Origin of the sequence: Pantoea sp. RSPAM1 (assembly GCF_038816185.1) — a bacterium.
In the GTDB taxonomy this organism is placed as follows: Bacteria; Pseudomonadota; Gammaproteobacteria; order Enterobacterales; family Enterobacteriaceae; genus Pantoea; species Pantoea ananatis.
Window position 1 is genome coordinate 1,141,865 of sequence record NZ_CP046137.1, and the last position, 26,178, is coordinate 1,168,042.

The 26,178-nt window shown below is 53.6% G+C and carries 29 protein-coding genes and 1 other RNA gene; 19 read left to right on the forward strand and 11 right to left on the reverse strand.

Going from position 1 to position 26,178, the window contains the following annotated elements; all coding sequences use genetic code 11:
• Window positions 1-73: 73 nt before the first annotated feature.
• Both ssrA and smpB read right to left on the reverse strand, forming a co-directional pair.
• Window positions 74-436, reverse strand: a transfer-messenger RNA (tmRNA) gene (gene ssrA, locus GKC68_RS05995).
• 43 nt (window positions 437-479) lie between these two features.
• Window positions 480-962 (reverse strand): SsrA-binding protein SmpB, encoded by a 483-nt coding sequence (smpB, locus tag GKC68_RS06000; RefSeq protein WP_047715397.1) that lies wholly within the window; start codon window positions 960-962, stop codon window positions 480-482.
• Between the two features lie 158 nt (window positions 963-1,120).
• On the opposite strand from smpB, the gene GKC68_RS06005 reads away from it, so the two are divergent.
• Window positions 1,121-1,555, forward strand: a complete 435-nt coding sequence (locus tag GKC68_RS06005) for a type II toxin-antitoxin system RatA family toxin (RefSeq protein ID WP_006120491.1) — start codon at window positions 1,121-1,123, stop codon at window positions 1,553-1,555.
• Complete coding sequence (locus tag GKC68_RS06010; protein WP_288430853.1) at window positions 1,548-1,841, forward strand: RnfH family protein; 294 nt, start codon at window positions 1,548-1,550, stop codon at window positions 1,839-1,841. Before GKC68_RS06005 ends, GKC68_RS06010 begins: the two co-directional genes overlap by 8 nt.
• Window positions 1,842-1,973: 132 nt before the next feature.
• Here the strand turns inward: GKC68_RS06010 and bamE are convergent, their stop codons facing one another.
• From bamE to nadK, 3 genes are all read right to left on the reverse strand, one after another.
• On the reverse strand, window positions 1,974-2,321 hold the full coding sequence (gene bamE, locus GKC68_RS06015; RefSeq protein WP_110957477.1) for an outer membrane protein assembly factor BamE: 348 nt from the start codon (window positions 2,319-2,321) through the stop codon (window positions 1,974-1,976).
• Between the two features lie 186 nt (window positions 2,322-2,507).
• Complete coding sequence (gene recN, locus GKC68_RS06020; RefSeq protein ID WP_342656672.1) at window positions 2,508-4,169, reverse strand: DNA repair protein RecN; 1,662 nt, start codon at window positions 4,167-4,169, stop codon at window positions 2,508-2,510.
• An 84-nt stretch (window positions 4,170-4,253) separates the two neighbouring features.
• Window positions 4,254-5,132, reverse strand: a complete 879-nt coding sequence (nadK, locus tag GKC68_RS06025; protein WP_015699721.1) for an NAD(+) kinase — start codon at window positions 5,130-5,132, stop codon at window positions 4,254-4,256.
• 122 nt (window positions 5,133-5,254) lie between these two features.
• Between nadK and grpE the strand changes: the two genes are divergently transcribed.
• Window positions 5,255-5,836 (forward strand): nucleotide exchange factor GrpE, encoded by a 582-nt coding sequence (gene grpE / locus GKC68_RS06030; protein WP_342656673.1) that lies wholly within the window; start codon window positions 5,255-5,257, stop codon window positions 5,834-5,836.
• Window positions 5,837-5,893: 57 nt separating this feature from the next.
• On the opposite strand, the gene ung is transcribed toward grpE, so the two are convergent.
• Window positions 5,894-6,574: a uracil-DNA glycosylase gene (ung, locus tag GKC68_RS06035; RefSeq protein WP_014594344.1), complete on the reverse strand. Its 681-nt coding sequence runs from the start codon at window positions 6,572-6,574 to the stop codon at window positions 5,894-5,896.
• 256 nt (window positions 6,575-6,830) lie between these two features.
• On the opposite strand from ung, the gene grcA reads away from it, so the two are divergent.
• A complete protein-coding gene (gene grcA, locus GKC68_RS06040; RefSeq protein ID WP_028725228.1) occupies window positions 6,831-7,214 on the forward strand; it encodes an autonomous glycyl radical cofactor GrcA in 384 nt (127 codons plus the stop codon).
• Window positions 7,215-7,421: 207 nt separating this feature from the next.
• On the opposite strand, the gene srmB is transcribed toward grcA, so the two are convergent.
• Entirely contained in the window at window positions 7,422-8,750 is a 1,329-nt protein-coding gene (gene srmB / locus GKC68_RS06045; RefSeq protein WP_014594342.1) for an ATP-dependent RNA helicase SrmB, read from the reverse strand.
• Window positions 8,751-8,917: 167 nt separating this feature from the next.
• Here srmB and GKC68_RS06050 point away from each other — a divergent pair, with 167 nt between their 5' ends.
• On the forward strand, window positions 8,918-9,670 hold the full coding sequence (locus GKC68_RS06050; RefSeq protein WP_028725227.1) for a tRNA1(Val) (adenine(37)-N6)-methyltransferase: 753 nt from the start codon (window positions 8,918-8,920) through the stop codon (window positions 9,668-9,670).
• On the opposite strand, the gene nadB is transcribed toward GKC68_RS06050, so the two are convergent.
• Entirely contained in the window at window positions 9,652-11,313 is a 1,662-nt protein-coding gene (nadB, locus tag GKC68_RS06055) for an L-aspartate oxidase (protein ID WP_342656674.1), read from the reverse strand. The genes GKC68_RS06050 and nadB overlap by 19 nt on opposite strands.
• Before the next feature lie 371 nt (window positions 11,314-11,684).
• On the opposite strand from nadB, the gene rpoE reads away from it, so the two are divergent.
• The 11 genes from rpoE (at window position 11,685) to acpS (ending at window position 21,044) form a co-directional block, all read left to right on the forward strand.
• Window positions 11,685-12,263: an RNA polymerase sigma factor RpoE gene (rpoE, locus tag GKC68_RS06060; protein ID WP_006120509.1), complete on the forward strand. Its 579-nt coding sequence runs from the start codon at window positions 11,685-11,687 to the stop codon at window positions 12,261-12,263.
• A gap of 26 nt (window positions 12,264-12,289) precedes the next feature.
• Window positions 12,290-12,943 (forward strand): anti-sigma-E factor RseA, encoded by a 654-nt coding sequence (gene rseA, locus GKC68_RS06065; protein WP_028725225.1) that lies wholly within the window; start codon window positions 12,290-12,292, stop codon window positions 12,941-12,943.
• Window positions 12,943-13,899: a sigma-E factor regulatory protein RseB gene (gene rseB / locus GKC68_RS06070; RefSeq protein WP_028725224.1), complete on the forward strand. Its 957-nt coding sequence runs from the start codon at window positions 12,943-12,945 to the stop codon at window positions 13,897-13,899. Before rseA ends, rseB begins: the two co-directional genes overlap by 1 nt.
• Entirely contained in the window at window positions 13,896-14,360 is a 465-nt protein-coding gene (gene rseC / locus GKC68_RS06075) for a SoxR-reducing system protein RseC (RefSeq protein ID WP_013026770.1), read from the forward strand. The genes rseB and rseC overlap by 4 nt, the downstream gene beginning before the upstream one ends.
• 219 nt (window positions 14,361-14,579) lie before the next feature.
• Window positions 14,580-16,379 carry a translation elongation factor 4 gene (lepA, locus tag GKC68_RS06080; RefSeq protein ID WP_028725223.1) on the forward strand — a complete coding sequence of 600 codons (1,800 nt, stop codon included), beginning with the start codon at window positions 14,580-14,582 and terminating at the stop codon, window positions 16,377-16,379.
• 9 nt (window positions 16,380-16,388) lie between these two features.
• Window positions 16,389-17,363: a signal peptidase I gene (lepB, locus tag GKC68_RS06085; RefSeq protein WP_206116258.1), complete on the forward strand. Its 975-nt coding sequence runs from the start codon at window positions 16,389-16,391 to the stop codon at window positions 17,361-17,363.
• 130 nt (window positions 17,364-17,493) lie between these two features.
• On the forward strand, window positions 17,494-18,174 hold the full coding sequence (gene rnc, locus GKC68_RS06090; protein WP_014594336.1) for a ribonuclease III: 681 nt from the start codon (window positions 17,494-17,496) through the stop codon (window positions 18,172-18,174).
• A 44-nt stretch (window positions 18,175-18,218) separates the two neighbouring features.
• Window positions 18,219-19,124: a GTPase Era gene (gene era, locus GKC68_RS06095; RefSeq protein ID WP_028725220.1), complete on the forward strand. Its 906-nt coding sequence runs from the start codon at window positions 18,219-18,221 to the stop codon at window positions 19,122-19,124.
• Window positions 19,125-19,128: 4 nt separating this feature from the next.
• On the forward strand, window positions 19,129-19,866 hold the full coding sequence (recO, locus tag GKC68_RS06100) for a DNA repair protein RecO (protein WP_028725219.1): 738 nt from the start codon (window positions 19,129-19,131) through the stop codon (window positions 19,864-19,866).
• Between the two features lie 66 nt (window positions 19,867-19,932).
• Window positions 19,933-20,664, forward strand: a complete 732-nt coding sequence (pdxJ, locus tag GKC68_RS06105; protein WP_342656675.1) for a pyridoxine 5'-phosphate synthase — start codon at window positions 19,933-19,935, stop codon at window positions 20,662-20,664.
• Window positions 20,664-21,044, forward strand: coding sequence for a holo-ACP synthase (acpS, locus tag GKC68_RS06110; protein ID WP_006120525.1), 381 nt, complete (start codon window positions 20,664-20,666; stop codon window positions 21,042-21,044). The genes pdxJ and acpS overlap by 1 nt, the downstream gene beginning before the upstream one ends.
• Here the strand turns inward: acpS and GKC68_RS06115 are convergent.
• Window positions 21,041-21,289: a YfhL family 4Fe-4S dicluster ferredoxin gene (locus tag GKC68_RS06115; RefSeq protein WP_013026763.1), complete on the reverse strand. Its 249-nt coding sequence runs from the start codon at window positions 21,287-21,289 to the stop codon at window positions 21,041-21,043. The genes acpS and GKC68_RS06115 overlap by 4 nt on opposite strands.
• A gap of 521 nt (window positions 21,290-21,810) precedes the next feature.
• Here GKC68_RS06115 and GKC68_RS06120 point away from each other — a divergent pair.
• Window positions 21,811-22,188, forward strand: a complete 378-nt coding sequence (locus tag GKC68_RS06120) for a hypothetical protein (RefSeq protein WP_047715392.1) — start codon at window positions 21,811-21,813, stop codon at window positions 22,186-22,188.
• A 104-nt stretch (window positions 22,189-22,292) separates the two neighbouring features.
• Here the strand turns inward: GKC68_RS06120 and GKC68_RS06125 are convergent, their stop codons facing one another.
• On the reverse strand, window positions 22,293-23,132 hold the full coding sequence (locus tag GKC68_RS06125) for a MurR/RpiR family transcriptional regulator (RefSeq protein ID WP_014594334.1): 840 nt from the start codon (window positions 23,130-23,132) through the stop codon (window positions 22,293-22,295).
• A 155-nt stretch (window positions 23,133-23,287) separates the two neighbouring features.
• Here GKC68_RS06125 and yfhb point away from each other — a divergent pair, with 155 nt between their 5' ends.
• Together yfhb and tadA are read left to right on the forward strand one after the other, a co-directional pair.
• Window positions 23,288-23,926, forward strand: coding sequence for a phosphatidylglycerophosphatase C (yfhb, locus tag GKC68_RS06130; RefSeq protein WP_311092663.1), 639 nt, complete (start codon window positions 23,288-23,290; stop codon window positions 23,924-23,926).
• Between the two features lie 73 nt (window positions 23,927-23,999).
• The gene (tadA, locus tag GKC68_RS06135; RefSeq protein ID WP_311092664.1) at window positions 24,000-24,494 is read left to right on the forward strand and encodes a tRNA adenosine(34) deaminase TadA; all 495 of its coding nucleotides are present in this window, start codon (window positions 24,000-24,002) and stop codon (window positions 24,492-24,494) included.
• Here tadA and mltF read toward each other — a convergent pair.
• Entirely contained in the window at window positions 24,491-25,948 is a 1,458-nt protein-coding gene (gene mltF, locus GKC68_RS06140) for a membrane-bound lytic murein transglycosylase MltF (RefSeq protein ID WP_058706572.1), read from the reverse strand. The two genes, tadA and mltF, sit on opposite strands and share 4 nt — an antisense overlap.
• Between the last annotated feature and the right edge of the window lie 230 nt (window positions 25,949-26,178).

The following is a 26,178-nucleotide window of genomic DNA, read 5'->3' on the forward strand; positions in this document are numbered from 1 at the left end:
GCCCGCAGGGCTTGCGCCGTGCGGACTCTTAGGACTTCATCGGATGACTCTGGTAATCACCGATGGAGAATTTTGGTGGAGCTGGCGGGAGTTGAACCCGCGTCCGAAATTACTACACCGTCGGCACTACATGCTTAGTACAGTCTTTACATTCGCCGGTCAGCTGCGGACAGACACGCCACTAACAGACTAGCCTGATTAAGTTTAACGCTTCAACCCCAGGCAAGGCATCCACGCGATCTCTTTTGGGTTTGACCTCTCTTGATCCCCGTCCTAAGAGCGGAGGCTAGGGAGAGAGGGCTCTAAGCAGGTTATTAAGCTGCTAAAGCGTAGTTTTCGTCGTTTGCGACTATTTTTTTGCGGCTTTTTACGAGGCCAACCGCCCCTCGGCATGCTCCTAAGGCTTCACAATCCCGTCGAATCCAGAATCAGCCCCAGAACTTCAAATACTAGCAAAAAAGCGTATCGAAATCCAGTGTTTAACGACTGGCGTTCTTCATGATACGCGCTTTATCCATTTGCCATTCGCGATCTTTGATGTCGTTGCGCTTGTCGTGCTCTTTCTTACCGCGAGCAACGCCAATCTTTAGCTTACACCAGGCGTTTTTCCAGTAGAGCGACAGCGCCACAACGGTATAGCCTTCGCGATTCACACGGCCGTAAAGTGAGTCCAGCTCACGCTGCTTCAACAGCAGTTTACGGCTGCGGGTAGGATCGCAGACCACGTGCGATGAAGCCACCGCCAGCGGCTGAAAGGTGGAGCCGAACAGATAAGCTTCACCGTCGCGCAGCAGAATGTAGCTGTCGCTGATGTTGGCTTTACCCGCGCGGAGTGATTTAACTTCCCATCCCTGTAGCGACAGGCCGGCTTCGAACTCTTCTTCAATGAAGTATTCGTGGCGGGCGCGCTTGTTCATGGCAATGGTGGCAGAACCGGGTTTGTGTGCTTTTTTCTTTGTCATAATGCCGCGTATTTTACATCACTTGGTCGGTTATCGCATCCCCAGTCCAGCGGGGCAGCAGGAAACAGGGTATTCTAGCACACCATGGCAACGAGGAATTTTTGTTTAATCGCTGAAAATGCTATTATTTAGCGGTTTTGTGACGAACAGGAACCATTATGGCTCAGATTAGTCGTTCGGCGCTTGTCCCCTTTAGCGCCGGACAAATGTACCAACTTGTAAATGATGTGGATGCGTACCCGCAATTCCTGCCGGGCTGCACCGGAAGCCGCGTACTGGATGCCTCAGAGAATCAAATGACGGCGTCAGTCGATGTGTCGAAAGCGGGCATCAGCAAAACGTTTACCACCCGAAATACGCTGACTGACAACCAGAGCATTCATATGCAACTGGTCGATGGGCCGTTCCGTAAGCTCACCGGCGGTTGGCGCTTTATCGATCTCGGGGATGATGCCTGCAAGGTCGAGTTGAGCCTGGAGTTTGAGTTCACCAACATGCTGGTCGAAATGGCATTTGGTCGAATCTTTAAAGAGCTGGCCAACAGCATGGTGCAGGCCTTTACCCAGCGCGCCAAAGAGGTTTACAGTGCCTGATATCTCTGTCGAGGTAGTGTACGCCCTGCCTGAAAAACAGTATCAGCATTACGTAAAACTGGAAGAGGGCAGCACGGTTGAACAGGCTATCCGCCAATCAGGCTTGCTGGAACTGCGGCCTGAAATCGATCTCGCCAGCAGCAAGGTGGGGATTTACAGCCATCCGGTAAAACTGAGCGATACCGTGCATGAAGGCGACCGGGTTGAAATTTATCGTCCGCTGATTGCCGATCCAAAAGAGCTTCGTCGTCAACGAGCAGAGCGCGCGGCAAGCAGTAAAAAATAATCTCTCGTTGCGATTTCTGAGCATGAAAAAGGCGCCTGATTAAGCGCCTTTGTACGTTCTGTCTTTTACGTTCGCTCTTACTGCGTTCGGTGATGCTAAGTCGCTTATCGGTAACGACCCTGGCGTCCTGGATTAATTATCCTGTGAAGACAGCGTGGGCTTGTTATCGATGTTGGTCAGTACGCCGCTACGGTCAAAGGTCAGGGTCAGCGTTTGCTGTTTCACCTTCTCGTGGCCTGGCTCCTCACGGAAGACGTAGTACCAGACATTGCTGCCAAAGGGATCTTTCATCATTGGCGTACCCAGCGTATAGGCAACCTGCTGCTGAGTCATACCGTTGTGAATCTTGGCAACATCGTTAGCAACCAGATAGTTGCCCTGATTGATATCGGGGCGATAAACAACGCGCTCTAAAGTGGAACATCCGGCGGTCATCATTAACATTACCACTGCCGCGGCAGTCAGCGTTTTACAGCGCATCTATACATTCCTTTTCCGGGGCGAAACGCCTTTTACAGGCTGTTCTTCTGCCATCAAATTCTGAACTCTGCCTGCGGCAGGCTTTATTATTCAGGCGACATTAGCTGTCGATGATAATAAACCTTTTCGCTATTGGAAACCTCTACAGAGCATGCATATGACCACGCTGTGGTAAAAAAGTGCATATCAGGCCGCTAAAAGTTCTTTCGCGTTAGCCAGTGTGTTGCGGGTGACCTCGCTGCCGCCCAGTAACCGCGCCAGTTCCTGCAGGCGTGCGCGCTTATCCAGAGGCTGCATATGCGTTTCGGTCATTTCGCCATCGGTTTCCTTGCTGACAAAGAAATGCTGATGGCCACAACCCGCAACCTGCGGCAGGTGGGTTACGCACATCACCTGGGTAGATTCACCTAACTGGCGCAGCATCTTACCGACCACGGCGGCGGTCGGACCGCTAATTCCTACGTCAACTTCGTCGAAAATCATCGCCGGCGTTTCCATTTTCTTCGCGGTAATAACCTGAATCGCCAGCGCGATACGCGACAGTTCACCACCAGAGGCGACTTTACCTAACGGCTGCAACGGCTGTCCGGGGTTGGTCGTTACCTGAAAATCAATGCGGCTGGCGCCGTCGGCGGTCAGTTGCTCCGGGTTAAAAATCAGCTCAATGGCAAAGCGGCCGTGCGGCATCGAGAGCAGATGCATGCTCTGGGTAATCAGCTGCTGTAACTCGGTTGCATAACGGCTGCGTTGCGCGTGCAGTTGCTCCGCGCACGCCAGGGCAGCCTTGTAGTGTTCGGTTACCAACGTCTGCAGGCTTTCCTGATCGCTTTCCTGCTGTGACAGCAGTTCCGCTTCATCCAGCAGTTGTTGATGCACGGCGGGCAGGCCCTCTGGTGTCACATGATGCTTGCGGGCCAGCGCGATTTGTCGGGAGATACGCTGTTCCAGCTCATAGAGGCGGTTCGGGTCCAGATCCAGACTGTCGCAGTAGTGGCGCAGTTCGTCACTGGCTTCGCTCAGCTGAATGGCGGCTTCTTCCAGCAGGTTGTAAACCCCGCTGACCTTGTCATCCATCGCAGTGAGTTCAGACAGCATCTGACGCGCGCTGTACAGCATGCTGTTCAGATTGGTGTCGTCGCTGTCGGCTAGCAGCTGAAGCGCCTGCTGGCTGGTTGACAGCAACTGGCCGCTATTGGCCAGGCGTTTGTACTCTTCGTCAATCTGCTCAAATTCCCCTGCTACCGGCGCAAACTCGTTCAGCTCTTTAAGCTGATACTGCAACAGCTCACGGCGGGATTCCCGCTCCTGCGCCTGTTGCTGATGCTGCGCCAGCGTACGGCAGCTCTGGTGCCATGTCTGATAGGATGCCCGCATCTGAATGAGCAGGCCGTCATGACCGGCGTAGGCATCCAGCAGGTGCTTTTGATGATCGGGTTTGAGCAGCAGCTGATGGGCATGCTGGCCGTGGATTTGGATCAGCAACTGGCCCAAATCGCGTAACTGCGAGAGAGGAACGGCCGTACCGTTGATAAAACCGCGTGAGCGACCATCGGCGCTGATGACGCGACGCAGCAGGCACTCGTTGCCGTCGTCCAGATGATTATCACTCAGCCAGCGCTGGGCAGAAGGCGACGCTTTGATTTGAAAGCGCGCACACAGGTCAGCACGGCTGGCCCCCTGACGCACCATGTCCGCATCGGCGCGACCGCCGAGGCACAACCCAAGCGCATCGATAGCAATAGACTTACCTGCACCGGTTTCACCGGTGATGGCGGTCATACCGCGTTGAAAATCAATGTCGAGCTCACGAACGATAGCGAAATTGCTGATGGTCAGTTGTGCCAGCATAGCGTCACCTGTATGAATAAACACATATGGTTTTTCATACAGTATAAACTGGTTTTTTATCCAGTAAAGAGGGCGCGCTCATTTTCAGAACAATTTTTTTGACCAGCCCAGTTTTGAGCTCAGCGTATTGAAATAACTGTAATTTTTAGGATGGATAAGGTTGAGATGATTTTCGCTACGGCGAATCAACACATCTTCTCCTTCCTGGATAGGCAGCGCAATCTGGCTGTCACAGCTGATCTCAAGGTCATTACGCCGTGCCGAGAAACGCAGCCGAATCGTACTGCTGCTGTTGATCACCAGCGGGCGCGCCGACAAGGTGTGCGGGAACATGGGCACAATGGTAATGGCGTCGAGCGACGGTGTTAAAATCGGGCCGCCCGCGGAAAGCGAATAGGCGGTGGAACCGGTAGGGGTAGAAATAATCAGGCCATCGGAACGCTGCGAGAAGGCAAAAACTTCGTCGATGTACACTTCAAACTCAATCATGTGCGCAACTTTGCCCGGATGCAGCACCACTTCATTGATGGCGCTGCCAATACGCGGAGAGCAATCTGTCTTGCAGACCTGCGCTTCCAGCAGAAAGCGGCTTTCGACAAAATAGTTGCCGTTCAGCACTTCATCGAGCTGGTGATGGGCGTTATCGGGGTCAAGATCGGTTAAAAACCCTAAATTACCGCGGTTAATGCCAATCACTTTTATGTCATAACGCGCCAGTACTCTGGCGGCGCCTAACATATTGCCGTCGCCGCCCACCACGACGGCCAGATCGGCCTGTTGGCCAATCTCAGCCAGCGTACCGGTCTGAACATCCCCCAGCGACAGTTCCTGTGCAATCTGCTGTTCAACGATAACGGGATAGCCTTTGGCAGTCAGCCAGCGACACAGCATCTCATGTGTGGTGAGCGCGGTAGGATGGCGTGGATGGCCCACAATACCAATGCAGTTAAAGTGTTTGTTCATCGAGTGGGTGTTCCTCATAAGCCAAATCGGCACGATGATGTGACGTGTTCCCTTGAATCCGTCAAACCAATCCCCATAATAAGCCAACCAGCGACGTGAATGTGCAAAACGCGGAGAAATTCATGAGTAGTAAAGAACAGAACACCTCAAACGAGCAAGTCTCAGACGAAATTCAACAGGATCAACACCAACCTCAGGACGCGGAGACAGCAGTAGAGGTGGATCCGCGTGATGAGCGCATCGCTCAGCTTGAAGCTGAGTTAGCCCAGTTGCAGACGGGCGTGCGTGATGCGCAGCTACGTGCGCAGGCAGAAATTGAAAATGTTCGCCGCCGCACCGAGATGGATATTGAAAAAGCGCACAAGTTTGCGCTGGAGAAGTTTGCCAATGAGCTGCTTCCGGTGATCGATAGCCTGGAACGTGCACTGGAACTGGCCAACAAAGAAGACGAGAAGTCTGCCTCCATGGTTGAAGGCATTGAGCTTACGCTGAAATCCCTGCTGGGCGCGGTGCGTAAATTCGGTGTTGAAGTGGTCGGCGAAACCGGTGTGCCCTTTAATCCTGAAGTGCACCAGGCGATGTCAATGATGGAGTCTGAAGATGTCGAGCCTAATCACGTCATGATGGTCATGCAACGCGGTTATACGCTTAACGGCCGTCTGCTGCGTCCGGCCATGGTTGCCGTGGCGAAAGCGAAAGCCTGATTACTGTCTTACCCTGCAACGGCCGCGCTCTGACGCGGCCGTTTGTGTTTATGGCGTTTACTCAGGTAATACTGGCGTCCAGTTAATCGGCGTTTTACCGGCATCGCGTAACAGCGCATTGGTTTGAGAAAAGTGCTGGCAGCCAAAGAAGCCACGATGCGCTGAAAGCGGGGAAGGGTGCGGCGCCTGCAGCACGTGATGGCGCTGGCGATCGATAATGCTGCCTTTCTTCTGGGCGTGCGAGCCCCACAGTAGAAAGATCACGCCTTCACGCTGTTCGTTGATAGCTTTAATCACCGTATCGGTAAAGGTTTCCCATCCCAGGCGGGCGTGAGAGTGGGCTTTACCGGCTTCAACGGTCAGTACGGTGTTCAGTAACATCACGCCCTGTTCCGCCCAGCTTGCCAGATAACCATGGCTGGGCCGCTCAAATCCCGGGATGTCCTGCTGCAGTTCTTTGTACATGTTCTGCAGTGACGGCGGCGTCTGCACGCCCGGTAGCACAGAGAAAGCCAGCCCGTGTGCCTGATTCGGGCCGTGATAAGGGTCCTGCCCCAGAATCACGACGTTAACGTCACCTAATTCGGTTAAGCGAAACGCGTTAAACACATCTTTCTGAGGCGGATAAACCGTTACGCCTGCGGCCCGCTGATTCGCGACATGCTTTAGGGTTTCAATGAAGTAGGGTTTTTCTTTCTCTTCGGCCAGCACGTCGTGCCAGGTCAGCTTTTCAGCCATGATCAACTCCCTTGTATTTCGAACCCTAAGCTTAGCGGTTCAGTCTTCAGACATGAAGCCCAAAAATTTTTGAAGAATTAAACAAAATTTTCTCGACACGGGTTTTTAAAATCAAAAGCTTACCAGGGTGGCGATAAAACGCCCGGCTGTAATTGATGCAGGTCAAAACTATGGCAGACATCGGGTGGTATACCAACAGCTCAAATTGACTGAGTCACGGTGTAGACGAAGTTCGCACCTTGCAGGAGGGATTGAAATGATCACAGGTATTCAGATTACCCAATCGAGTAATCCGGCGTTAATTAACTCTTTCTGGCTGCTGGACGAAGAAAAAGCCGAAGCGCGCTGCCTCTGTGCCGTTGCAGGCTATCAGGAGGATGAGATTGTGAAGATTGGGGCGTTAGGCGACGTGGCTTATCGCGACGTGCCGGTTGAGGTGAAACCTCAGGTTCGCGTAGAGGGCGGTCAGCATCTCAACGTCAACGTATTGCGCCGCGAAACGCTGGAAGATGCGGTAAAACATCCCGAAAAGTATCCCCAACTGACAATCCGTGTTTCGGGCTACGCCGTGCGCTTTAACTCACTGACCGCGGAACAGCAGCGCGATGTGATTGCCCGCACCTTTACTGAAAGTTTGTAACGGATCGGGTGCTGAAATAAAACGCTGCACTTGTCTGCAAAATTTATCAATATTAACAATATGATAAATGTAATTGGGTCAGCGCGCGTTTGGGCTGGCAGGCCAGGGTCGCCAGTTCGAGTCTGAAATCACGCTAAACGCGTATTTACAGGCCTTTTAAAACAAAAATCGCCTCACTGGAGGCGATTTTTTTAAGTCCGTGCTGATTTATTCCGCACTCTCGCTGCCCGGCGTACTGCCGCTCGGCTTGCGACGCTTGCCCACGTTTTTGAGGTCACGGTGACGCTTTTTAACGCGCGGTTTCTCTTCTTCTTTCGCTTTTTTCTCTGCACGCTTGGCAAGCGCCTTTTTCGACGGCTTTCCTGTCGTTTTTGCTGAAGGCGCGCGCGTAACAGGACGTAGCTCGTCAATCACCCGCGCTTTAATCGGCTCATCAACGTAGCGGCTGACTTTACCCAGCAGCAGATGATCATGTGCTTCAACCAGCGAAATCGCGATACCTTTCCGACCGGCCCGGCCAGTACGGCCAATGCGGTGCAGATAGGTGTCCGCGGTGCGCGGCATATCGAAGTTGATGACGTGGCTGACATCGTCGACGTCAATGCCGCGTGCGGCAATATCGGTCGCCACCAGCACATTAACGCGGCCCTCGACCAGGCGTTTAATCGCCTCATTGCGTTTAGCCTGCACCATTTCACCTTCAAGGTAGCTGGTGCGGATACCGGCATCATGCAGCCAGCTGACCAGCTCATGCAGACGTTCGCGCTTGCGCACAAACACAATTGAGCGGGTCACTTCCGGCTGCTTTAACAGATGAACCAGCAGCTTTGTCTTGTGCTCAAGATCGTCGGCGCGGTGATACCACTGCTGGATCTTCTTGCGCTCGCGACGGCTGGGATCGGCTTCCAGTTCAACCGGTTCATTCAGCAGGCGCTCGGCAAAATCCTTGATATGCTCGCCTTCCAGCGTGGCAGAAAACAGCATCGTCTGTTTGCGCCAGCGCGTTTCGCCCGCGATAGTTTCAATATCCTGAGCAAAGCCCATGTCCAGCATGCGGTCGGCTTCATCCAGGATCAGGGTTTCTACGGCGCGGCAGTCAAAGTTTTCTTCTTTAATGTATTGCAGCAGACGGCCAGTGGTGGCAACCACGACATCCTGATTTTCGCTAAACACTTCAGCGTGGTTCATAAAGGCCACGCCGCCAGTGATGGTGGCGATATCCAGATGCGTGTGTTTGGCCAGTTCCCGTGCCTGGTCGGCAACCTGCATGGCCAGCTCACGGGTTGGCGTTAAAATTAAAATACGCGGCGGGCCAGACTTCTTGCGCGGAAAATCGAGCAGGTGCTGCAACACCGGTAATAAATACGCGGCGGTTTTCCCGGTCCCGGTAGGTGCCGAACCCAGAACGTCGCGGCCCTCCAGCGCGGGGGGAATGGCAGCAGCCTGAATTGCTGTCGGGCGCGTATAGCCTTTCTCCTGCAGCGCTTCGAGCAGGCTTTCGTCGAGTTCAAGTTCGGAAAATGTGGTTACGGTCATGTTCTACCTCAGTTTGGGGCGCTGATTATAGACAGATCGAACATAATCTTCATCTGTTTATCGGTATTGACTGCGCCAGATTACGTCAACGGCGTGAATTCCCCAACCCACCACGTTACACTTACGCCTTGCCGTTCGGCAGGATAAAAGGTGAATGGTCGCTGAGTATGATGCAGGACAAGCCGCAGGCGCGGCCACAATTAAAAAAGAATGGTTTTACCTTCAAGCAGTTTTTTGTTGCACATGACCGCTGTGCGATGAAGGTCGGCACAGATGGTATTTTGCTGGGTGCATGGGCACCGGTCGCCGGGGTAAAGAGGATTCTCGATATCGGCACCGGTTCGGGCCTGATAGCCCTGATGCTGGCCCAGCGTACCCCGTCGAATGTCGAGGTTGATGCCGTAGAGTTAGATCCGGACGCCGCGCAACAGGCGCATGAAAACATCCAGCAGTCGCCGTGGGCAGCGCGTATGCAGGTGCATCAACAGGATATCGCCCAGTGGGCTGAAAACTGCGAAGCGCGTTACTCGCTTATCGTCAGTAATCCCCCTTACTTTGATCCCGGCGTGGCCTGCGCAACCCCGGCAAGAGACAGCGCACGTGCCACCGGTTCATTAGATCATCCGACGTTATTGCGCTGTGCGGCCGCGCTGATCGAAGAAGAGGGATTTTTCTGTGTGGTCTTACCCGAAGCGACAGGGCAGCAGGTTATCGCCCTGGCACAGGCTGACGGCTGGCACTTACGCTTTCGTTTTGATGTCGCAGAGTACGCACATCGTCCCCCGCATCGGGTTCTGTTGGGCTTTTCACCCAGCCCCGGGGAAACCCTGTTTGAGCGGCTGGCGATTCGCGATGCAGACAGACAGTACTCAGACGCCTGGCAAAGCCTGACGCGTGACTTCTATTTATTTATGTCCTGACCCGGTTGCAGCACGGTAGGCTGGGCCTCAGGGAGCAAATCCGGATAGTCGCGGATAAAATGCAGCCCACGGCTCTCTTTTCTCTGTAGCGCACAGCGCACCATCAGCTCAGCCACCTGCACCAGGTTACGCAGCTCCAGCAGGTTATTGGACAGTCGGAAATGGTGGTAATACTCGTCTATCTCCTGTTGCAGCAGGGTAATGCGGCGCAGTGCCCGCTCCAGCCGTTTGGTGGTGCGGACAATGCCCACGTAATCCCACATAAACAGCCGCAGCTCATGCCAGTTATGCTGAATCACCACCCGTTCATCGGCATCATCCACCTGGCTGTCGTCCCAGGCCGGCAGGTTATCAACGGCTTCAACCTCCGGTAAAACACGCAGCAGATCCTCCGCTGCCGACCAGCCATAGACAAGGCATTCAAGCAGCGAGTTGGAGGCCATGCGATTGGCACCGTGCAGGCCGGTATAGCTGACTTCACCGATGGCATACAGGCCGTTGATATCGGTGCGGCCCTGCGCGTTGACCATGACGCCGCCGCAGGTGTAGTGCGCGGCAGGCACCACCGGGATCCTGTCTTTGGTCAGATCGAAACCAAAGGTCAGCAGTTTTTCGTAGATCATCGGGAAGTGTGAACGCACAAAGGCTTCAGGCTGATGGCTGATATCCAGATACATACAGTCAACGCCAAGGCGTTTCATCTCGTGATCGATGGCGCGGGCGACAATGTCGCGCGGCGCCAGTTCAGCGCGCGCATCGAAGTCGGGCATAAAACGCGAGCCGTCGGGCCGCACCAGCCAGGCTCCTTCGCCGCGCAGCGCTTCAGTGAGCAGAAAGTTTTGTGCCTGGGGATGAAACAGGCAGGTCGGATGAAACTGGTTAAACTCCAGATTAGCCACGCGACATCCCGCCCGCCAGGCCATCGCAATGCCATCACCGGAGGCGATATCGGGGTTGGTCGTGTACTGATACACTTTGGCCGCGCCGCCCGTCGCCAGCACCACGGCACGTGCGCGGCAGGTCTCAACCCGTTCACGATTACGGTTCCAAATCCAGGCGCCGGTCACCCGGCGCGGGCCCGGCAGGCCGAGCTTATCCGAAAGAATCAGATCCACTGCGTTGGTGCGTTCGAGAATGCGGATATTGGGATGATGCAACGCTTTGCCTACCAGCGTGGTTTCCACTTCGCGGCCCGTCGCATCCGCGCTGTGCAGGATACGGCGGTGGCTGTGGCCGCCTTCACGCGTCAGGTGATAGCGCATCTCGCCTGCAGCCTGAGGATCGGTATCAAATGCCACGCCGTTATCAATCAGCCATTGCACGCAGTGCCGCGCATTACTGGCCACAAAGGAGACGGCGGCCCGATCACACAAACCTGCACCCGCGATCAGCGTGTCTTCCACATGTGAATCAATGCTGTCGGTTTCGTCAAAAACCGCCGCAATCCCGCCTTGCGCATACAGCGTCGAGCCTTCATTGACCTGCGCTTTGCTTAATACGGTGACCTGATAATGCTTTGCCAGACGCAAGGCCAGCGACAATCCTGCTGCACCGCTGCCGACGATAAGGACATCACACTGATAATCAGAGGAAGAGAAAGTTGTCATGGTGTTTAATTTACTAAACAAGAATGGACCGAGCATAAGCGTTTGGACGTTTTTTGTGAAGTATTTTGAACATAAACACGGCAATATGCATGTCTGAAAATTAATTTATTAGTTATATCAAGAGGTTAATGTTTTGCAGGTTTAAATCGGGTTTTTTATACCAAACTTAATCGATTACAAGGATTTAAGGATGAAAAAGCTGTTGTCATAGGTTACTCTGCCTGCGATTTGCGCGCGTTACACTGAACGAAAATGAACAAACTGTGTGATTTTGCCGCAAAGTGGCTTAAAAGAGGCCGAGAGTGAACTTTTTGCCACGCAATGACTCAAAGCGCATGCTTGCTCAATAGCGGTGTGCTGGCAGTTCCTTAACGCATAAGAAAGTATTTGGGGAGACATTACCTCGGATGAGCGAGCAGTTAGCGGACCAGGTTCTTGTTGAACGGGTTCAGAAGGGAGATCAAAAGGCGTTTAACTTACTGGTAATTCGTTACCAGCATAAAGTGGCGAGCCTGGTCTCACGATATGTCCCTTCAGGCGATGTGCCTGATGTCGTTCAGGAATCATTTATTAAGGCTTATCGTGCGCTGGACTCGTTCCGGGGCGATAGCGCGTTTTACACCTGGCTGTATCGTATAGCAGTGAATACAGCAAAAAATTATTTGGTCGCTCAGGGGCGTCGTCCGCCTTCCAGTGATGTTGATGCAATTGATGCTGAAAATTTCGAAAGTGCGGGTGCATTGAAAGAAATTTCGAACCCTGAGAACTTAATGTTGTCAGATGAACTGAAACAAATCGTCTTTCGTACCATTGAGGCGCTTCCTGAGGACTTGCGAATGGCAATTACCCTCAGGGAACTTGACGGTCTGAGCTATGAAGAGATCGCCGTCATTATGGATTGCCCGGTGGGCACGGTCAGGTCCCGCATCTTCCGTGCACGTGAGGCCATTGATAATAAAGTTCAACCGCTTATCCAACGTCAGTGATAACGGCTACTGGAAGGGTATTAGGCATGCAGAAAGAAAAACTTTCCGCTTTAATGGATGGTGAGGCTTTAGACAATGAGCTGTTTTCAGCGCTGTCTAAAGACGCAGAATTACAAAAAAGCTGGGAGCGCTACCATCTTATCCGCGATACCATGCGCGGTGACGTGGGTGAGCACCTGCATTTTGACATTGCTGCACGCGTCGCTGCTGCGATTGAAAAAGAGCCTCAGCGCAACGTCACAACCTTGATCCCCGAAGCACAGCCCGAACCTTCTCGCTGGGAAAAAATGCCATTCTGGCATAAAGTTCGCCCGTGGGCGGCACAGATTACCCAGGTTGGTGTTGCCGCCTGTGTTTCCCTGGCGGTCATCGTTGGCGTTCAGCACTATAACCAACCGGGTAGCGGCAGCGTCGAAAGTTCTGATTCGCCGGTCTTCAACACTTTACCTGTCATGGGTAAAGCCTCTCCCGTGAGCCTGGGCGTGCCATCGGATGCCTTTGGTAACGGTAATGCGAGTCAGCAGGTACAGGATCAACGCCGTCGCGTGAATGCCATGCTGCAGGACTATGAACTCCAGCGTCGCCTGCATGCGGATCAGCTGCAGTTCGAAACCAATGCGCCTAAACAAGCGCAGGCCAATGTCCCTGGTAATCAGTCATTAGGAATGCAGCAGCAGTAATGAAGCCGCTATGGTATGCCGTCAGCCTTCTGGCAGGCAGCCTGTTGTGGTCATCTGCCGCCCCAGCGCAGGTTTCTGCGTCTGGGGCGTTATTGCAGCAGATGGAGCAGGCAAGCCAGACCCTCAACTACGAATTCGCCTACATTAACGTTTCCCGCCTTGGCATGGAATCTCTGCGCTATCGTCATGCGGTTATCGACGATCGCGTTTATGCGCAGGTGTTGCAGATGGACGGTCCGCGTCGTGAAGTGATTCAACGCGGCAACGATATCAGCTATTTTGAACCTGGCATTGAGCCTTTCTCGCTACCGGGCAACCACATTGTGGATGCGCTACCGTCTATTATTTACGCCGACTTTGGCAAGCTGGATACCGCCTACGATTTTATCACCGTGGGCCGTTCACGCATTGCCGACCAGATGTGCGACGTCGTGCGCATCGTTTCACGCGATGGCACGCGCTACAGCTACGTTGTCTGGCTGGACGTGGATACCAAGCTGCCGCTCCGGGTCGATTTACTTGACCGGGATGGTGAAACGATGGAGCAGTTTCGCGTTATCAGCTTCGCGGTGGACGACGGCGTTCGCAATCTGATGCAGGGGCTGGAGAAAGCGAATCTGCCGCCGTCGCTGTCGTTAACTAAAACCGATAACGTTTCGTTAGACTGGCAGCCCGCCTGGCTACCTGCCGGCATGGCGCTGGTCTCGCAAAGCCGTCGCACCATTCCCGCGTTAAATAAATCGGTTGAATCACGGCTCTACAGCGATGGCCTGTTTAGCTTTGCGGTCAATGTCACTCAGGCAGATAAAAACAGCACCGCACAGACATTGCGCACGGGACGTCGTACGGTGCAAACCGTAATACGCGATAATAACGAAATTACGGTCGTCGGCGAACTACCGCCCGTGACGGCCAAACGTATCGCAGACAGCGTCGAATTCGGGGCAAAAAAATGATGAGAGAATGGGCCACTGTGGTGGCATGGCAGGATGGCATCGCCACGCTGCACACTGAAGCCAAAACGTCCTGCAACAGCTGTCAGGCACGCAAAGGCTGCGGTAGCCATATGCTGAATAAGCTGGGGCCAAAGAACGCGCACGTGATGCAGATCGCCAGCAGTAAGCCGTTGACGCCGGGCCAGCGTGTTGAACTTGGTATCAAAGAGAGCAGCCTGCTGGGTTCCGCGCTGCTGGTTTATATGACGCCGCTGTTTGGTCTGTTCCTGTTTGCCGGCCTGTTTCAGGCGCTGTTTGGCAGCGACCTCGCGGCGGCCTGCGGCGCGCTGTTGGGCGGCGTGGGGGGCTTTATCGTGGCCAAAGGCATTTCGATGAAATTTGGCGATCGCGAGGCATTCCAGCCCGTTATTTTGAACATCGCTTTGCCGCCGGACGCGCTGCGCGTTGAAAGCGAAGCCTGATCCTCACTCAAGCCGCACTTGCTGCGGCTTCTGTCATTATGGCGCCTCGCCAAAAACTGTTTCGCTTCCACAACGTTCCATTCTTTTATGCGCGGCCTTAACAGTGTAATATGCGTCGTCATTAATGAGGCTGACAAGATTGTGGGTTAAGAGCGATCTTCCTGAATGTGTCTGTGCTCAGGTTTCTAACTGATTCTCTACGTGAAGATATTCCTATAAATGAAGCACATAAGAAATTTCTCCATCATCGCCCACATTGACCACGGTAAATCCACGCTCTCTGACCGCTTAATTCAGATTTGCGGGGGATTAACCGACCGCGAGATGGCCGCGCAGGTTCTTGACTCAATGGACCTAGAGCGTGAACGTGGCATTACGATTAAGGCGCAGAGCGTAACGCTCGATTACAAAGCAAAAGACGGCGAAACTTACCAGCTCAATTTCATCGACACGCCGGGACACGTTGACTTCTCGTATGAGGTTTCCCGCTCACTGGCCGCCTGTGAAGGCGCACTGCTGGTGGTTGATGCCGGACAGGGCGTGGAAGCACAAACCCTGGCCAACTGCTACACCGCGATTGAGATGGATCTGGAAGTAGTGCCGGTGCTGAATAAGATCGATTTGCCAGCCGCCGATCCCGATCGTGCCGCGCAGGAAATCGAAGACATCGTAGGCATTGACGCGACCGACGCCGTGCGTTGCTCAGCCAAAACCGGCGTAGGCGTACCGGAAGTGCTGGAGCGTTTAGTTCGTGACATCCCGGCACCAGAGGGCGATCCGGATGCCCCTTTGCAGGCGCTGATTATTGACTCCTGGTTTGATAACTACCTCGGCGTTGTATCCCTGGTGCGCGTGAAAAACGGCACTATGCGCAAAGGCGACAAAATCAAGGTGCTGAGCACCGGGCAGGTCTACAATGCTGACCGTCTGGGTATCTTCACGCCGAAGCAGGTTGACCGTACCGAGCTGAACTGCGGTGAAGTCGGCTGGCTGGTGTGCGCCATCAAAGACATTCTTGGCGCACCCGTGGGCGATACGCTGACCACGGCACGCAACCCTGCGGATAAAGCCTTACCCGGCTTTAAAAAAGTGAAGCCGCAGGTTTATGCCGGTCTGTTCCCCATCAGTTCTGATGATTACGAAGCGTTTCGTGATGCGTTGGGCAAGCTGAGCCTGAACGATGCCTCGCTGTTCTACGAGCCAGAAAGCTCAACGGCGCTGGGCTTTGGTTTCCGCTGTGGCTTCCTTGGGCTGCTGCACATGGAGATCATTCAGGAACGTCTGGAACGCGAATACGATCTGGATTTGATTACGACCGCGCCGACGGTGGTGTACGAAGTCGAAACCACAAGCGGTGAAGTCGTTTACGTAGACAGCCCTTCGAAGCTGCCACCGCTTAATAATATTGAAGAGCTGCGCGAACCGATTGCCGAGTGTCATATGCTGCTGCCGCAGGAATACCTGGGCAACGTCATCACGCTGTGCATCGAGAAACGTGGCGTTCAGACCAACATGGTTTACCACGGCAACCAGGTGGCCCTGACCTATGAGATTCCGATGGCGGAAGTGGTTCTCGACTTCTTTGACCGTCTGAAATCAACGTCACGCGGCTATGCCTCACTGGACTACAATTTTAAACGTTTTCAGGCCTCTGACATGGTGCGCGTCGACGTGCTGATTAACTCAGAACGTGTCGATGCGCTGGCGCTGATTACCCACCGTGATAACGCACCCTATCGTGGACGTGAACTGGTTGAGAAAATGAAAGAGCTCATCCCACGTCAGCAGTTTGATATTGCGATTCAGGCGGCAATCGGCAACCACATTATCGCTCGCTCAACCGTTAAACAGCTACGTAAGAACGTACTCGCCAAGTGTTATGGCGGTGACGTGAGTCGTAAGAAAAAGCTGTTGCAGAAGCAGAAAGATGGTAAGAAGCGAATGAAGCAGGTCGGTAACGTTGAGCTGCCGCAGGAAGCATTCCTCGCCATTCTGCATGTCGGTAAAGACAGCAAATAAGGATCTCAAATGGCTAATATGTTCGCGCTAGGTTTGGCGATAGCGACGTTGATTACCGGCATTCTTTGGGTGATCGATCGTATTAAGTGGGCACCAAAGCGCCGTACGTTGCAGGCGGCGGCGCAGGCGCAGGCGGGCGGAACACTCGACAGCAAAGCGCTGGCGAAGATGGCCCCTAAGCCGGGCTGGATTGAAACCGCCGCATCGGTGTTTCCGGTGCTTGCCGTGGTGTTCTTTGTGCGCTCGTTTGTGTATGAGCCATTCCAGATCCCGTCCGGTTCCATGATGCCAACCCTGCTGATTGGTGATTTTATTCTGGTTGAAAAATTTGCCTATGGCATTAAAGATCCGATTACGCAAACCACGCTGATCCCTACCGGGCATCCAAAACGCGGCGATATCGCGGTGTTTAAATACCCGAAGGATCCCAGCCTGGATTACATCAAGCGCGTGATCGGTCTGCCTGGCGATCGGGTGACCTACGATCCGTACAGTAAAACGCTGACCATTAATCCGGCCTGCGATAACGGCAAGCCTTGTAGCAAAGCGCTGCCCGTCACCTATAGCAATATTGAACCCAGCAAATTTGTTCAAACCTTTAGCGGGTTTGATGGTAACGAAGCGGGCAACGGTTTCTATCAGCTACCGCTGAATGACACCATGCGGGGGGGATTACGTCTGGCGACGCGCAAAGAAACCCTGGGCGACGTGACGCATAACATCCTGTTGGTAACAGAAGCACAAAGCCAGGCGAGCATGTACTATCAGCAGCCCGGCCAGCCGCAGGCCAGCTGGGTCGTACCGCAGGGGCAATATTTCATGATGGGTGATAACCGCGATAACAGCGCCGACAGTCGCTACTGGGGCTTTGTTCCCGAGCGTAACCTGGTGGGTAAAGCGGTCGCCATCTGGATGAGTTTCGAAAAACAAGAAGGTCAGTGGCCAACCGGCGTACGACTCAGTCGTATCGGTGGTATCCATTAACCATAGCCTGACAGTCAGGTGAAAAGGGTGGCCCTCCGGGTGGGGGCCACTGCACACCAAACAGAATGAGTTGGTTCTCCAGCCCTGTTTGGTATGCAGAGTGACAGACGCAAAACAGAACTGGAATCGCATGAATCCCATCTTGATTAACAAGCTTCAGCGCAAACTGGGCTACACTTTTACACATTCTGAACTTTTACAGCAGGCCCTGACCCATCGAAGCGCCAGCAGTAAACATAACGAACGTCTTGAGTTTTTAGGCGATTCCATTCTCAGCTATGTGATTGCTAACGCGCTCTATCACCGTTTTCCTCGCGTGGATGAAGGGGATATGAGCCGTATGCGTGCTACCCTGGTCAGGGGAAACACGCTGGCAGAAATGGCGCGCGAGTTCGATTTGGGAGAATGCCTGCGTTTAGGCCCCGGTGAATTAAAAAGCGGGGGCTTTCGCCGTGAGTCCATTCTGGCGGACACCGTCGAAGCGCTGATTGGCGGCGTTTTCCTCGACAGTGATATTCAAACGGTGGAAAAACTGATCCTCGACTGGTATCAGACCCGCCTGGATGAAATCAGTCCGGGTGACAAACAAAAAGATCCGAAAACGCGCCTGCAGGAGTACCTGCAAGGGCGGCATCTGCCACTACCCAGTTACTTAGTCGTGCAGGTACGTGGCGAAGCCCACGATCAGGAATTCACCATTCACTGTCAGGTGAGTGGCATGGCAGAACCGGTGGTGGGCGTAGGCTCCAGCCGCCGTAAAGCCGAACAAGCAGCCGCCGAACAGGCGCTGATTAAACTTGGTCTGGAATAGTATTATCCCGGCGCTTTAACCGGCGCTAAAACCTCAGGATTCGAATGAGCGAAAACGTTACATACAGCGGCTTTGTCGCGATAGTTGGCCGACCCAACGTCGGTAAATCCACCTTACTGAACCAGTTGCTGGGGCAGAAGGTGTCGATTACGTCGCGTAAGCCGCAAACCACTCGTCACCGTATTATGGGTATCCATACGGAAGGCGCCTACCAGGCGATCTATGTGGATACGCCAGGCCTGCACATGGAAGAGAAACGGGCGATTAACCGCCTGATGAACCGTGCTGCCAGCAGTTCTATCGGTGACGTTGAACTCATCATCTTTGTGGTGGACGGCACGCGCTGGACGCCAGATGACGAAATGGTATTAAACAAGCTGCGCGATGGCAAAGTGCCCGTGCTGCTGGCGATCAATAAAGTCGACAATATTCAGGACAAAAGTATTCTGCTGCCGCACCTGCAGTTCCTGAGCCAGCAGATGAACTTTATCGATATCGTGCCGATTTCAGCAGAAACCGGTAAAAATGTGGATACCATCGCCGCCATTGCCCGCAAGCATCTGCCGGAATCCGATCACCATTTCCCGGAAGATTATATTACCGACCGTTCGCAGCGCTTTATGGCCTCAGAAATCATCCGTGAAAAGCTGATGCGTTTTCTGGGCGCTGAGCTGCCTTACTCGGTCACGGTTGAAATAGAGCAGTTTGTGTCCAACGATCGCGGCGGCTACGATATCAACGGGTTGATTCTGGTCGAGCGTGAAGGGCAGAAAAAAATGGTGATTGGCAACAAAGGCGCCAAAATCAAAACCATTGGTATTGAAGCCCGTAAAGACATGGAAGAAATGTTCGATGCGAAAGTGCATCTCGAACTGTGGGTCAAAGTTAAATCCGGCTGGGCGGACGACGAACGTGCGCTGCGCAGCCTGGGTTACACAGACGATCTCTGATTAAATGGAAGGCTGGCAACGCGCCTTTGTGCTGCATAGTCGTCCTTTCAGCGAGACCAGCCTGCTGCTCGATCTGTTTAGTGAAAGTGAAGGCCGCGTACGTGTTCTGGCAAAAGGAGCACGTTCACGGCGTTCCCAGCTGAAAGGCACCTTACAGCCTTTCACGCCTTTACTGGTGCGCTGGAGCGGGCGTGGGGAAGTCAAAACCCTGCGCAACGCTGAAGCGGTCTCCCTGGCATTACCTCTCAGTGGCATCACGCTATATTGCGGCCTGTACGTTAACGAGCTGCTATCTCGCGTACTGGAACAGCACATTCCCTTCTCTGAACTGTTTTTCGACTACCTGCAATGCATTCAGATGCTGGCGGCAGGCGAAGGATCACCAGAGCCTGCGCTGCGCCGTTTTGAGCTGGCGCTGCTGGGGCATTTGGGTTATGGCGTAGACTTCCTGCACTGTGCGGGCAGTGGTGAACCGGTCAGCGAAACCATGACCTACAGCTACCGTGAAGAGAAAGGCTTTATTGCCAGCCTGGTGCTGAACCAGCGTAGCTTTACCGGGCGTGAACTGCAGGCGCTGTTTACCCGCGAATTCCCGGATGCAGAAACCCTGCGCGCAGCCAAACGTTTCACGCGTATGGCCCTCAAACCCTACCTGGGCGGTAAGCCGCTAAAAAGCCAGGAGCTTTTTCGCCAGTTTACCCCGAAAAAAAAGCCCACTATTTCTGACGAGACAGAGCACTGACCGTAGCCTGGCCTTATCTCTGCGCGGTACACTCAACGCAATGACCATAATGAACCGAGGATTGTCATGGCTGAGTTACTGTTAGGCGTGAATATCGACCACATCGCTACCGTTCGCAATGCGCGTGGAACCCATTATCCCGATCCGGTACAGGCGGCGTTTATTGCCGAACAGGCGGGTGCAGACGGCATTACCGTGCACCTGCGCGAAGATCGTCGCCACATTACCGACAGGGATGTGCGCATCCTGCGCGATACCATTGAAACGCGCATGAATCTCGAAATGGCCGTGACCGAGGAGATGCTGGCTATCGCCTGTGAAATCAAACCGCATTTCTGCTGCCTGGTGCCGGAAAAGCGCGAGGAAGTCACCACCGAAGGCGGACTGGACGTCGCGGGCCAGCAGGAGAAGCTGAACGCCGCGGTGAAACAGCTCAGCGAAGCGGGCATTCTGGTGTCCCTGTTTATCGATCCCGATCACCGCCAAATCGAGGCGGCGGTGACCAGCGGCGCGCCCTATATTGAAATTCATACCGGTGCCTATGCTGAAGCGCCTGAAGGCCCAGCGCGCGACGCTGAACTGGCACGTATCCGTCAGGCCGCCACCTTTGCTGCCAGCCGTGAACTAAAAGTCAACGCCGGTCATGGGCTGACTTACCACAACGTACTGCCAATCGCCGCCCTGCCGGAGATGCATGAGCTGAATATCGGTCATGCGATTATTGGACGTGCCGTGATGAGTGGTCTGCCTGAGGCGGTGAAAGCCATGAAAGCACTGCTGCGAGAAGCGCGTCGCTAATGGCTATCCTGGGACTGGGCAGCGATATCGTCGAAATAGAACGCATTGCCGATGTGATTTCACGTTCAGGCGATCGTCTTGCGCGGCGTGTCCTGAGCGAGGCCGAGTGGCAGCAATATCAACAGCACCGTCAGCCGGTTCGTTTCCTGGCTAAACGTTTTGCGGTTAAAGAGGCGGCGGCAAAAGCCTTTGGTACTGGCATTCGGGGCGGGCTGGCGTTTAATCAGTTCGAAGTTTATAACGACGCGCTGGGTAAACCGCTGCTGCGTTTCTTCGATCATGCCGCCGAGGTGGCGCAACGTCTTGGCGTGCAGCATGTGCATGTCACGCTGGCAGATGAGCGTCACTATGCCTGCGCAACGGTGATCATCGAAAGTTAACCGTGCAGCTGCACAAACTTATCCCACAGCGCATCGCGTGATTCGATGTGCTGTGGATCAATGACGATCGTGTTATCAATCGGGCAAACGCGCTGACAGGTTGGAAGATCGTAATGACCCACGCACTCCGTGCAGCGGCTCACATCAATTTCATAGATAGCCTCACCCATCGCAATTGCCTGGTTCGGGCATTCAGGTTCGCACATATCGCAGTTAATGCATCGTTCGGTAATCAGTAGAGACATCGCGGTATCTTAATCAATAAATAATTTTTGTCTTTTATGCTTTGCCTGGCAAAGACGGCGGTCGGGACAGCCTGCCATGACACTTTATTTCCCGACATATCTTACATTATTGCCGTTTTAAACTAGCAGACTGTGTCAATGACCTGCAAACGGGATTCGGCTGTAATAAACGTGGCGAACAGTATCATATTCTGCCTTAAGCAAAAATGACGGCGAGGGGGTAAAGCGAAAATGCAGCTGGTTTATTGCGTAACCACATGTTTATAAATCTCTTTTTTGTGAATGAAGTACAGGGCTGAATTTTATGATAAATGATGGTTTTCTTTGAGCAGCAACTTGGGTGATTAAAGCGAGAGAAGGCGTTAAAAGTGTCTCACGTCATCCTGTCCGCCCTTTGTAAGGATTTAGCAGGGAAAATGCGCAATAGAAATATTTTGTCATAGAAAATGCGAAGATCAGATGCGCGCTTAAGATTTTTCCGATAATATCCATTCATCAACAATATCGATGGATTGTGTCAGGTGAAAAAAAGAATTTTTTTGGTAGTGGGCGTAGCTCTTCTTGCCGCAACAACCGCTTACGGAAGCCTGTCAGCGGGCGGATCTCGACCAGATTTCGTTGCGTCGGCAGAAAATAAAACGAATAATTTCCTGCAATACACCTATGGAAAGGGAAAATGTAAAGCGACACCTGGCTCGACTATTAGCTGGGACATGGAATGTAAGTATGAGGGTGGAAAGAAAGTCGTAAAATTCGCGCTTTATTCCGCCGATCACGCTCCGCATTCTTATGCTGACACCTTCTATCTGGTTGCTAAAAACAAGGCTGCTGTGGATTCTGCCAGCACCGGTATGAGCCAGTACTTGCCTATTTCGACGCAAGACATCAGCGGTAGCTAATCCGTTCATATACCGGTTAACCGTTATAATTCTCTGAGAAGCCAGCGCGAATGCTGGCTTCTTTCGTTATGGTCTCGACAAAGTATATGCCTTGAGCTTTCTGCCTAGATCAGCTTCTTAACCAGCGCTTCGCTGTGACGAATATGGCTGGATGCTCGCTCTGGATCGTTCTGCACCAGGGCCATAAACAGCAGATCCGTTAACGCCAGCTGCGCGGTGGTAGATGAGATGGCGGCGCTGCGCGTGCTCTGCTCTTCTGCTACGGTGTACAGGCAATGGGTGGCGCACTGCTGCAATGTGTTAGGCGTAAAGCCGGTAAAGGCCAGCACATCCGCCCCTACGCGAACGGCTTCCTGCGCGGCCAGGTTGATTTCACGTCGTTCGCCGGTGTAGGAGATTGCCAGCAGTACATCGCCAGATGACATAGCCTGAACACTGGCCAGCAGCGCGTGCATATCCTGTTCCGCCACCGCATTAATACCAATTTTCATCAGCTTCCATGAAAAATCCTTTGCCACCAGGCCGGAAGCGCCAATGCCGACCAGCAAAATGCGGCGTGCGCGCTTGAGTAACTGCAGGACGGCGTTTAATTTCTCTTCACTGTTGATATCCAGCGTGGCGCGAATCGCAGAGAGCTTCTCCGTAAGTAACTTTTCACCCACGGCTTTGAGCGGATCGTCGCTCAGGATCTGGTTGTGCACGGTGATGGCATCTTTATCTGCCAGCGATTCACTCAGCGCCAGCTTAAGTGCCGGAAAGCCTTTGTATCCCAGTTTTTGTGCGAATTTAACCACGCTCGACTGGCTGACCCCGGATTCTTCCGCCAGCTTTTGTGAACTCAGATGCCGTGCCCGATCCGGTTGTGACAGTAAAAAATCCGCCAGCCGACGCTCGTTCAGCGCCAGAGAGGGATAAAGCTGGCGAATGCGCAGCAATGAACTCATGCTCAATCCTTATGATTTAGCGGATGTTCCGCATGGAATAAATGATTCTATGCGCATTGTAGTCACTGGAATAAAAAATGACAGCCATCGCCTCGTTGCACGAAGATGACTACAATAGAGGCTGTTGATGCCAATTAGGTAAAAAGGAGTGTTGTTTGACCAACGATATACAACGTCGCGTGGTGTTTTTCGACCTTGATGGCACATTGCACCAACAGGACATGTTTGGCACGTTCATGCGCTATCTGCTGCGCCGCAGGCCGCTTAATCTGCTGCTGGTGGTGCCGTTGCTGCCGGTTGTGGGCGCAGGTTTACTGTTTAAGGGACGCGCCGCGCGCTGGCCGATGAGTTTGCTGCTGTGGTCGATCACCTTTGGCCGCTCTGAAGCAACACTGCTGCAGCTGGAGGCCGAATTCGCGCAATGGTTTCGACAACGCGTTAGAGCCTTTCCCGTGGTGCAGAAAAGACTCAGTGAATACCTGAGTAGCGATGACGCCGATGTATGGCTGATTACGGGCTCACCGCAGTCGCTGGTGGAGCAGGTCTATTACGACTCCGCATTTCTCCCCCGGGTGAAGCTCATCGCCAGCCAGATGCAGCCCGGTTTAGGCGGACGCATATTGAAAATGCGCTGTCTCGGCCATGAAAAAGTGGTGCAGCTTGAAGAGCAAATCGGCACGCCGTTACAGCTGTATAGCGGTTACAGCGACAGCAAACAGGATAACCCGCTGCTGTTCTTCTGCCAGCACCGCTGGCGCGTCACCCCGGGTGGCGAATTACAACAGCTGGAATAACCGCTGCCACGCTTCGGTTTTACGGATTCGATGGTTATAATGCGCCGCTTTTTTGCTGCCGGGAGTGGTCTGCGTGACTCAAGAACAAGATGAATACTGGATGCGCCGGGCGCTTACGCTGGCGCAGCGCGCATGGGAGCAGGGCGAGGTGCCGGTCGGTGCGGTGCTGGTTCAGGGCGATCGGGTGATAGGCGAGGGCTGGAACCGGCCTATCGGGCAGCACGATCCTACCGCCCATGCGGAGATCATGGCCTTACGTCAGGGCGGGAAAGTGCTGGAGAATTATCGCCTGCTCAATACCACGCTTTACGTCACGCTGGAGCCCTGCATTATGTGTGCGGGCGCGATGGTGCACAGTCGCATTGGCCGTCTGGTTTATGGCGCGCACGATGTAAAAACCGGCGCAGCCGGCTCACTGATTGATATTCTGGGGCATCCGGGAATGAATCATCAGGTGGCGCTGCATCAGGGGGTGCTGGAAGAGGAGTGCGCGGCAATGCTGAGCGGCTTTTTCCGCATGCGCCGCCAGCAACAAAAAGCGCTGCGTCAGGCGCAGCGCGAAAGTTAATTCATTGCCACCTCAGGCGTGACGGCAGGATAACCTTTGCCCAGCTCTGCCTCCAGAGCCGCCTGTTGGGCAATGCGTTTTTCCTGCTCCTGCAAATAGCCCACCAGGCTAATTTCATATTTGCGGATATTCTCTACGTAATTATAGGCTTCCTGACCGCGTGCATAGCCATAGGTGGTTTGTGAGTAGTAGCGCTTCTGGCTCAACATGGGTAGCCGCAGTTTGACATCTGCCCAGCTGTCGGGATTTCCACCCTGTTTAGCCGTGAGCTTACGCACATCCAGCATATGCGCATAGCCCATGTTATAGGCCGCCAGGGCAAACCAGATACGCTCATCTTCCGGAATTGTTTGTGGCACCTTTTCCATCATGTTTTGCAGATACTCGCTGCCGCCACGGATGCTCTGCTCAGGATCGGTACGGTCACCTACGTCAACGCTGTCAGCGGTATTTCGCGTTAACATCATCATGCCGCGGACGCCGGTAGGCGACGTCGCCTGCGGATTCCAGTGCGACTCCTGATAGGAAATCGCCGCCAGCAGCCGCCAGTCGATATTTTTGGCGTACTTTTCAAACAGGGGTTTGATATCGGGCAGCACGTTATCAATGGAACGCAGGAAGGTGCGGGTATCCACGTAGTCGAAGGTGCCGACGTGACCAAGATATTTCTCTTCAAGTCTTGCCATCGCCCCTTCTTCTCCCATGCTGTTAAAGAAATCCAGCATGGCGGCGTTCAGGCTGTCATCGCTTTCGTGCGGTAAATACCACGTTACCGGTTCTTCATCGGTGACGTCGAAAGCCACGGCCAGTTGGGGATGAATGCGCTGAAGCAGGGCAATCGTCACGGAATCGCCAATCGTGTAATCCAGCTTGCCCTCAGCCACGGCTTCCAGCAGGGCTTTCGGACTTTGATCGGTCGAGATGGCCCAGTCGAGATCGGGATAGTGATCCGCCCGGGCGGTTTTAAGCGTCGACAGATAAGCCGATCCAGAGGCAACAACCAGCCGCCCCTTTAAGTCACCCAGGTTTTTTGGCCGCGGTTTGTCAACGCGATAGACCAGCTGCTGCGAAACGCTGTAGTAGCCCGGGCCGATCTGATAACGTGACAAACGCTCATCGTTATAAATCAGACCTGCCGCCAGCAGATCCGCTTTGCCGTCGTCGAGCGCATCGAACAGCTCGCTGAGGTTGGCGCGCACTGTGATATCAAGCTTAACGCCCAGATAATCGGCAAAACGCTTCGCCAGCTCGTAGTCCATCCCGGCCGGTGCTTTATTTACGGTGTAGTAAGTCAACGGTGAGTTTACGGTACTGACGCGTAGCACTCCCCGTGATTTAATCTGTGAAATCGTATCTTGTCCTCCCCCGTACCAGGGAATAGACGGCCACAGTGCCAGAGCCAGCAGCACGGTAAGCAGACCGATAACCAGATAATTAAATTTTAGGCGTTTCAAATAGTTATCTCTCGATGGCTCCAAGGCCTCTGTCTTTTAAGGCAGTATTGATCTTGTTTTAACTCCCAGAGCGAGGGGCATTTTGCGCAACAAACACCGGCAGAGCAACTTATAAAGCAGTTTTTGCGCAAATTTCAGGCAAATCTTGGTGGCCATAAATTTTGCGCAAACGGTTTCGTCGCGGAGTGGGTTTCTTTATAATACGCCCCGTTTTCCCCTGTTGCGCCCAA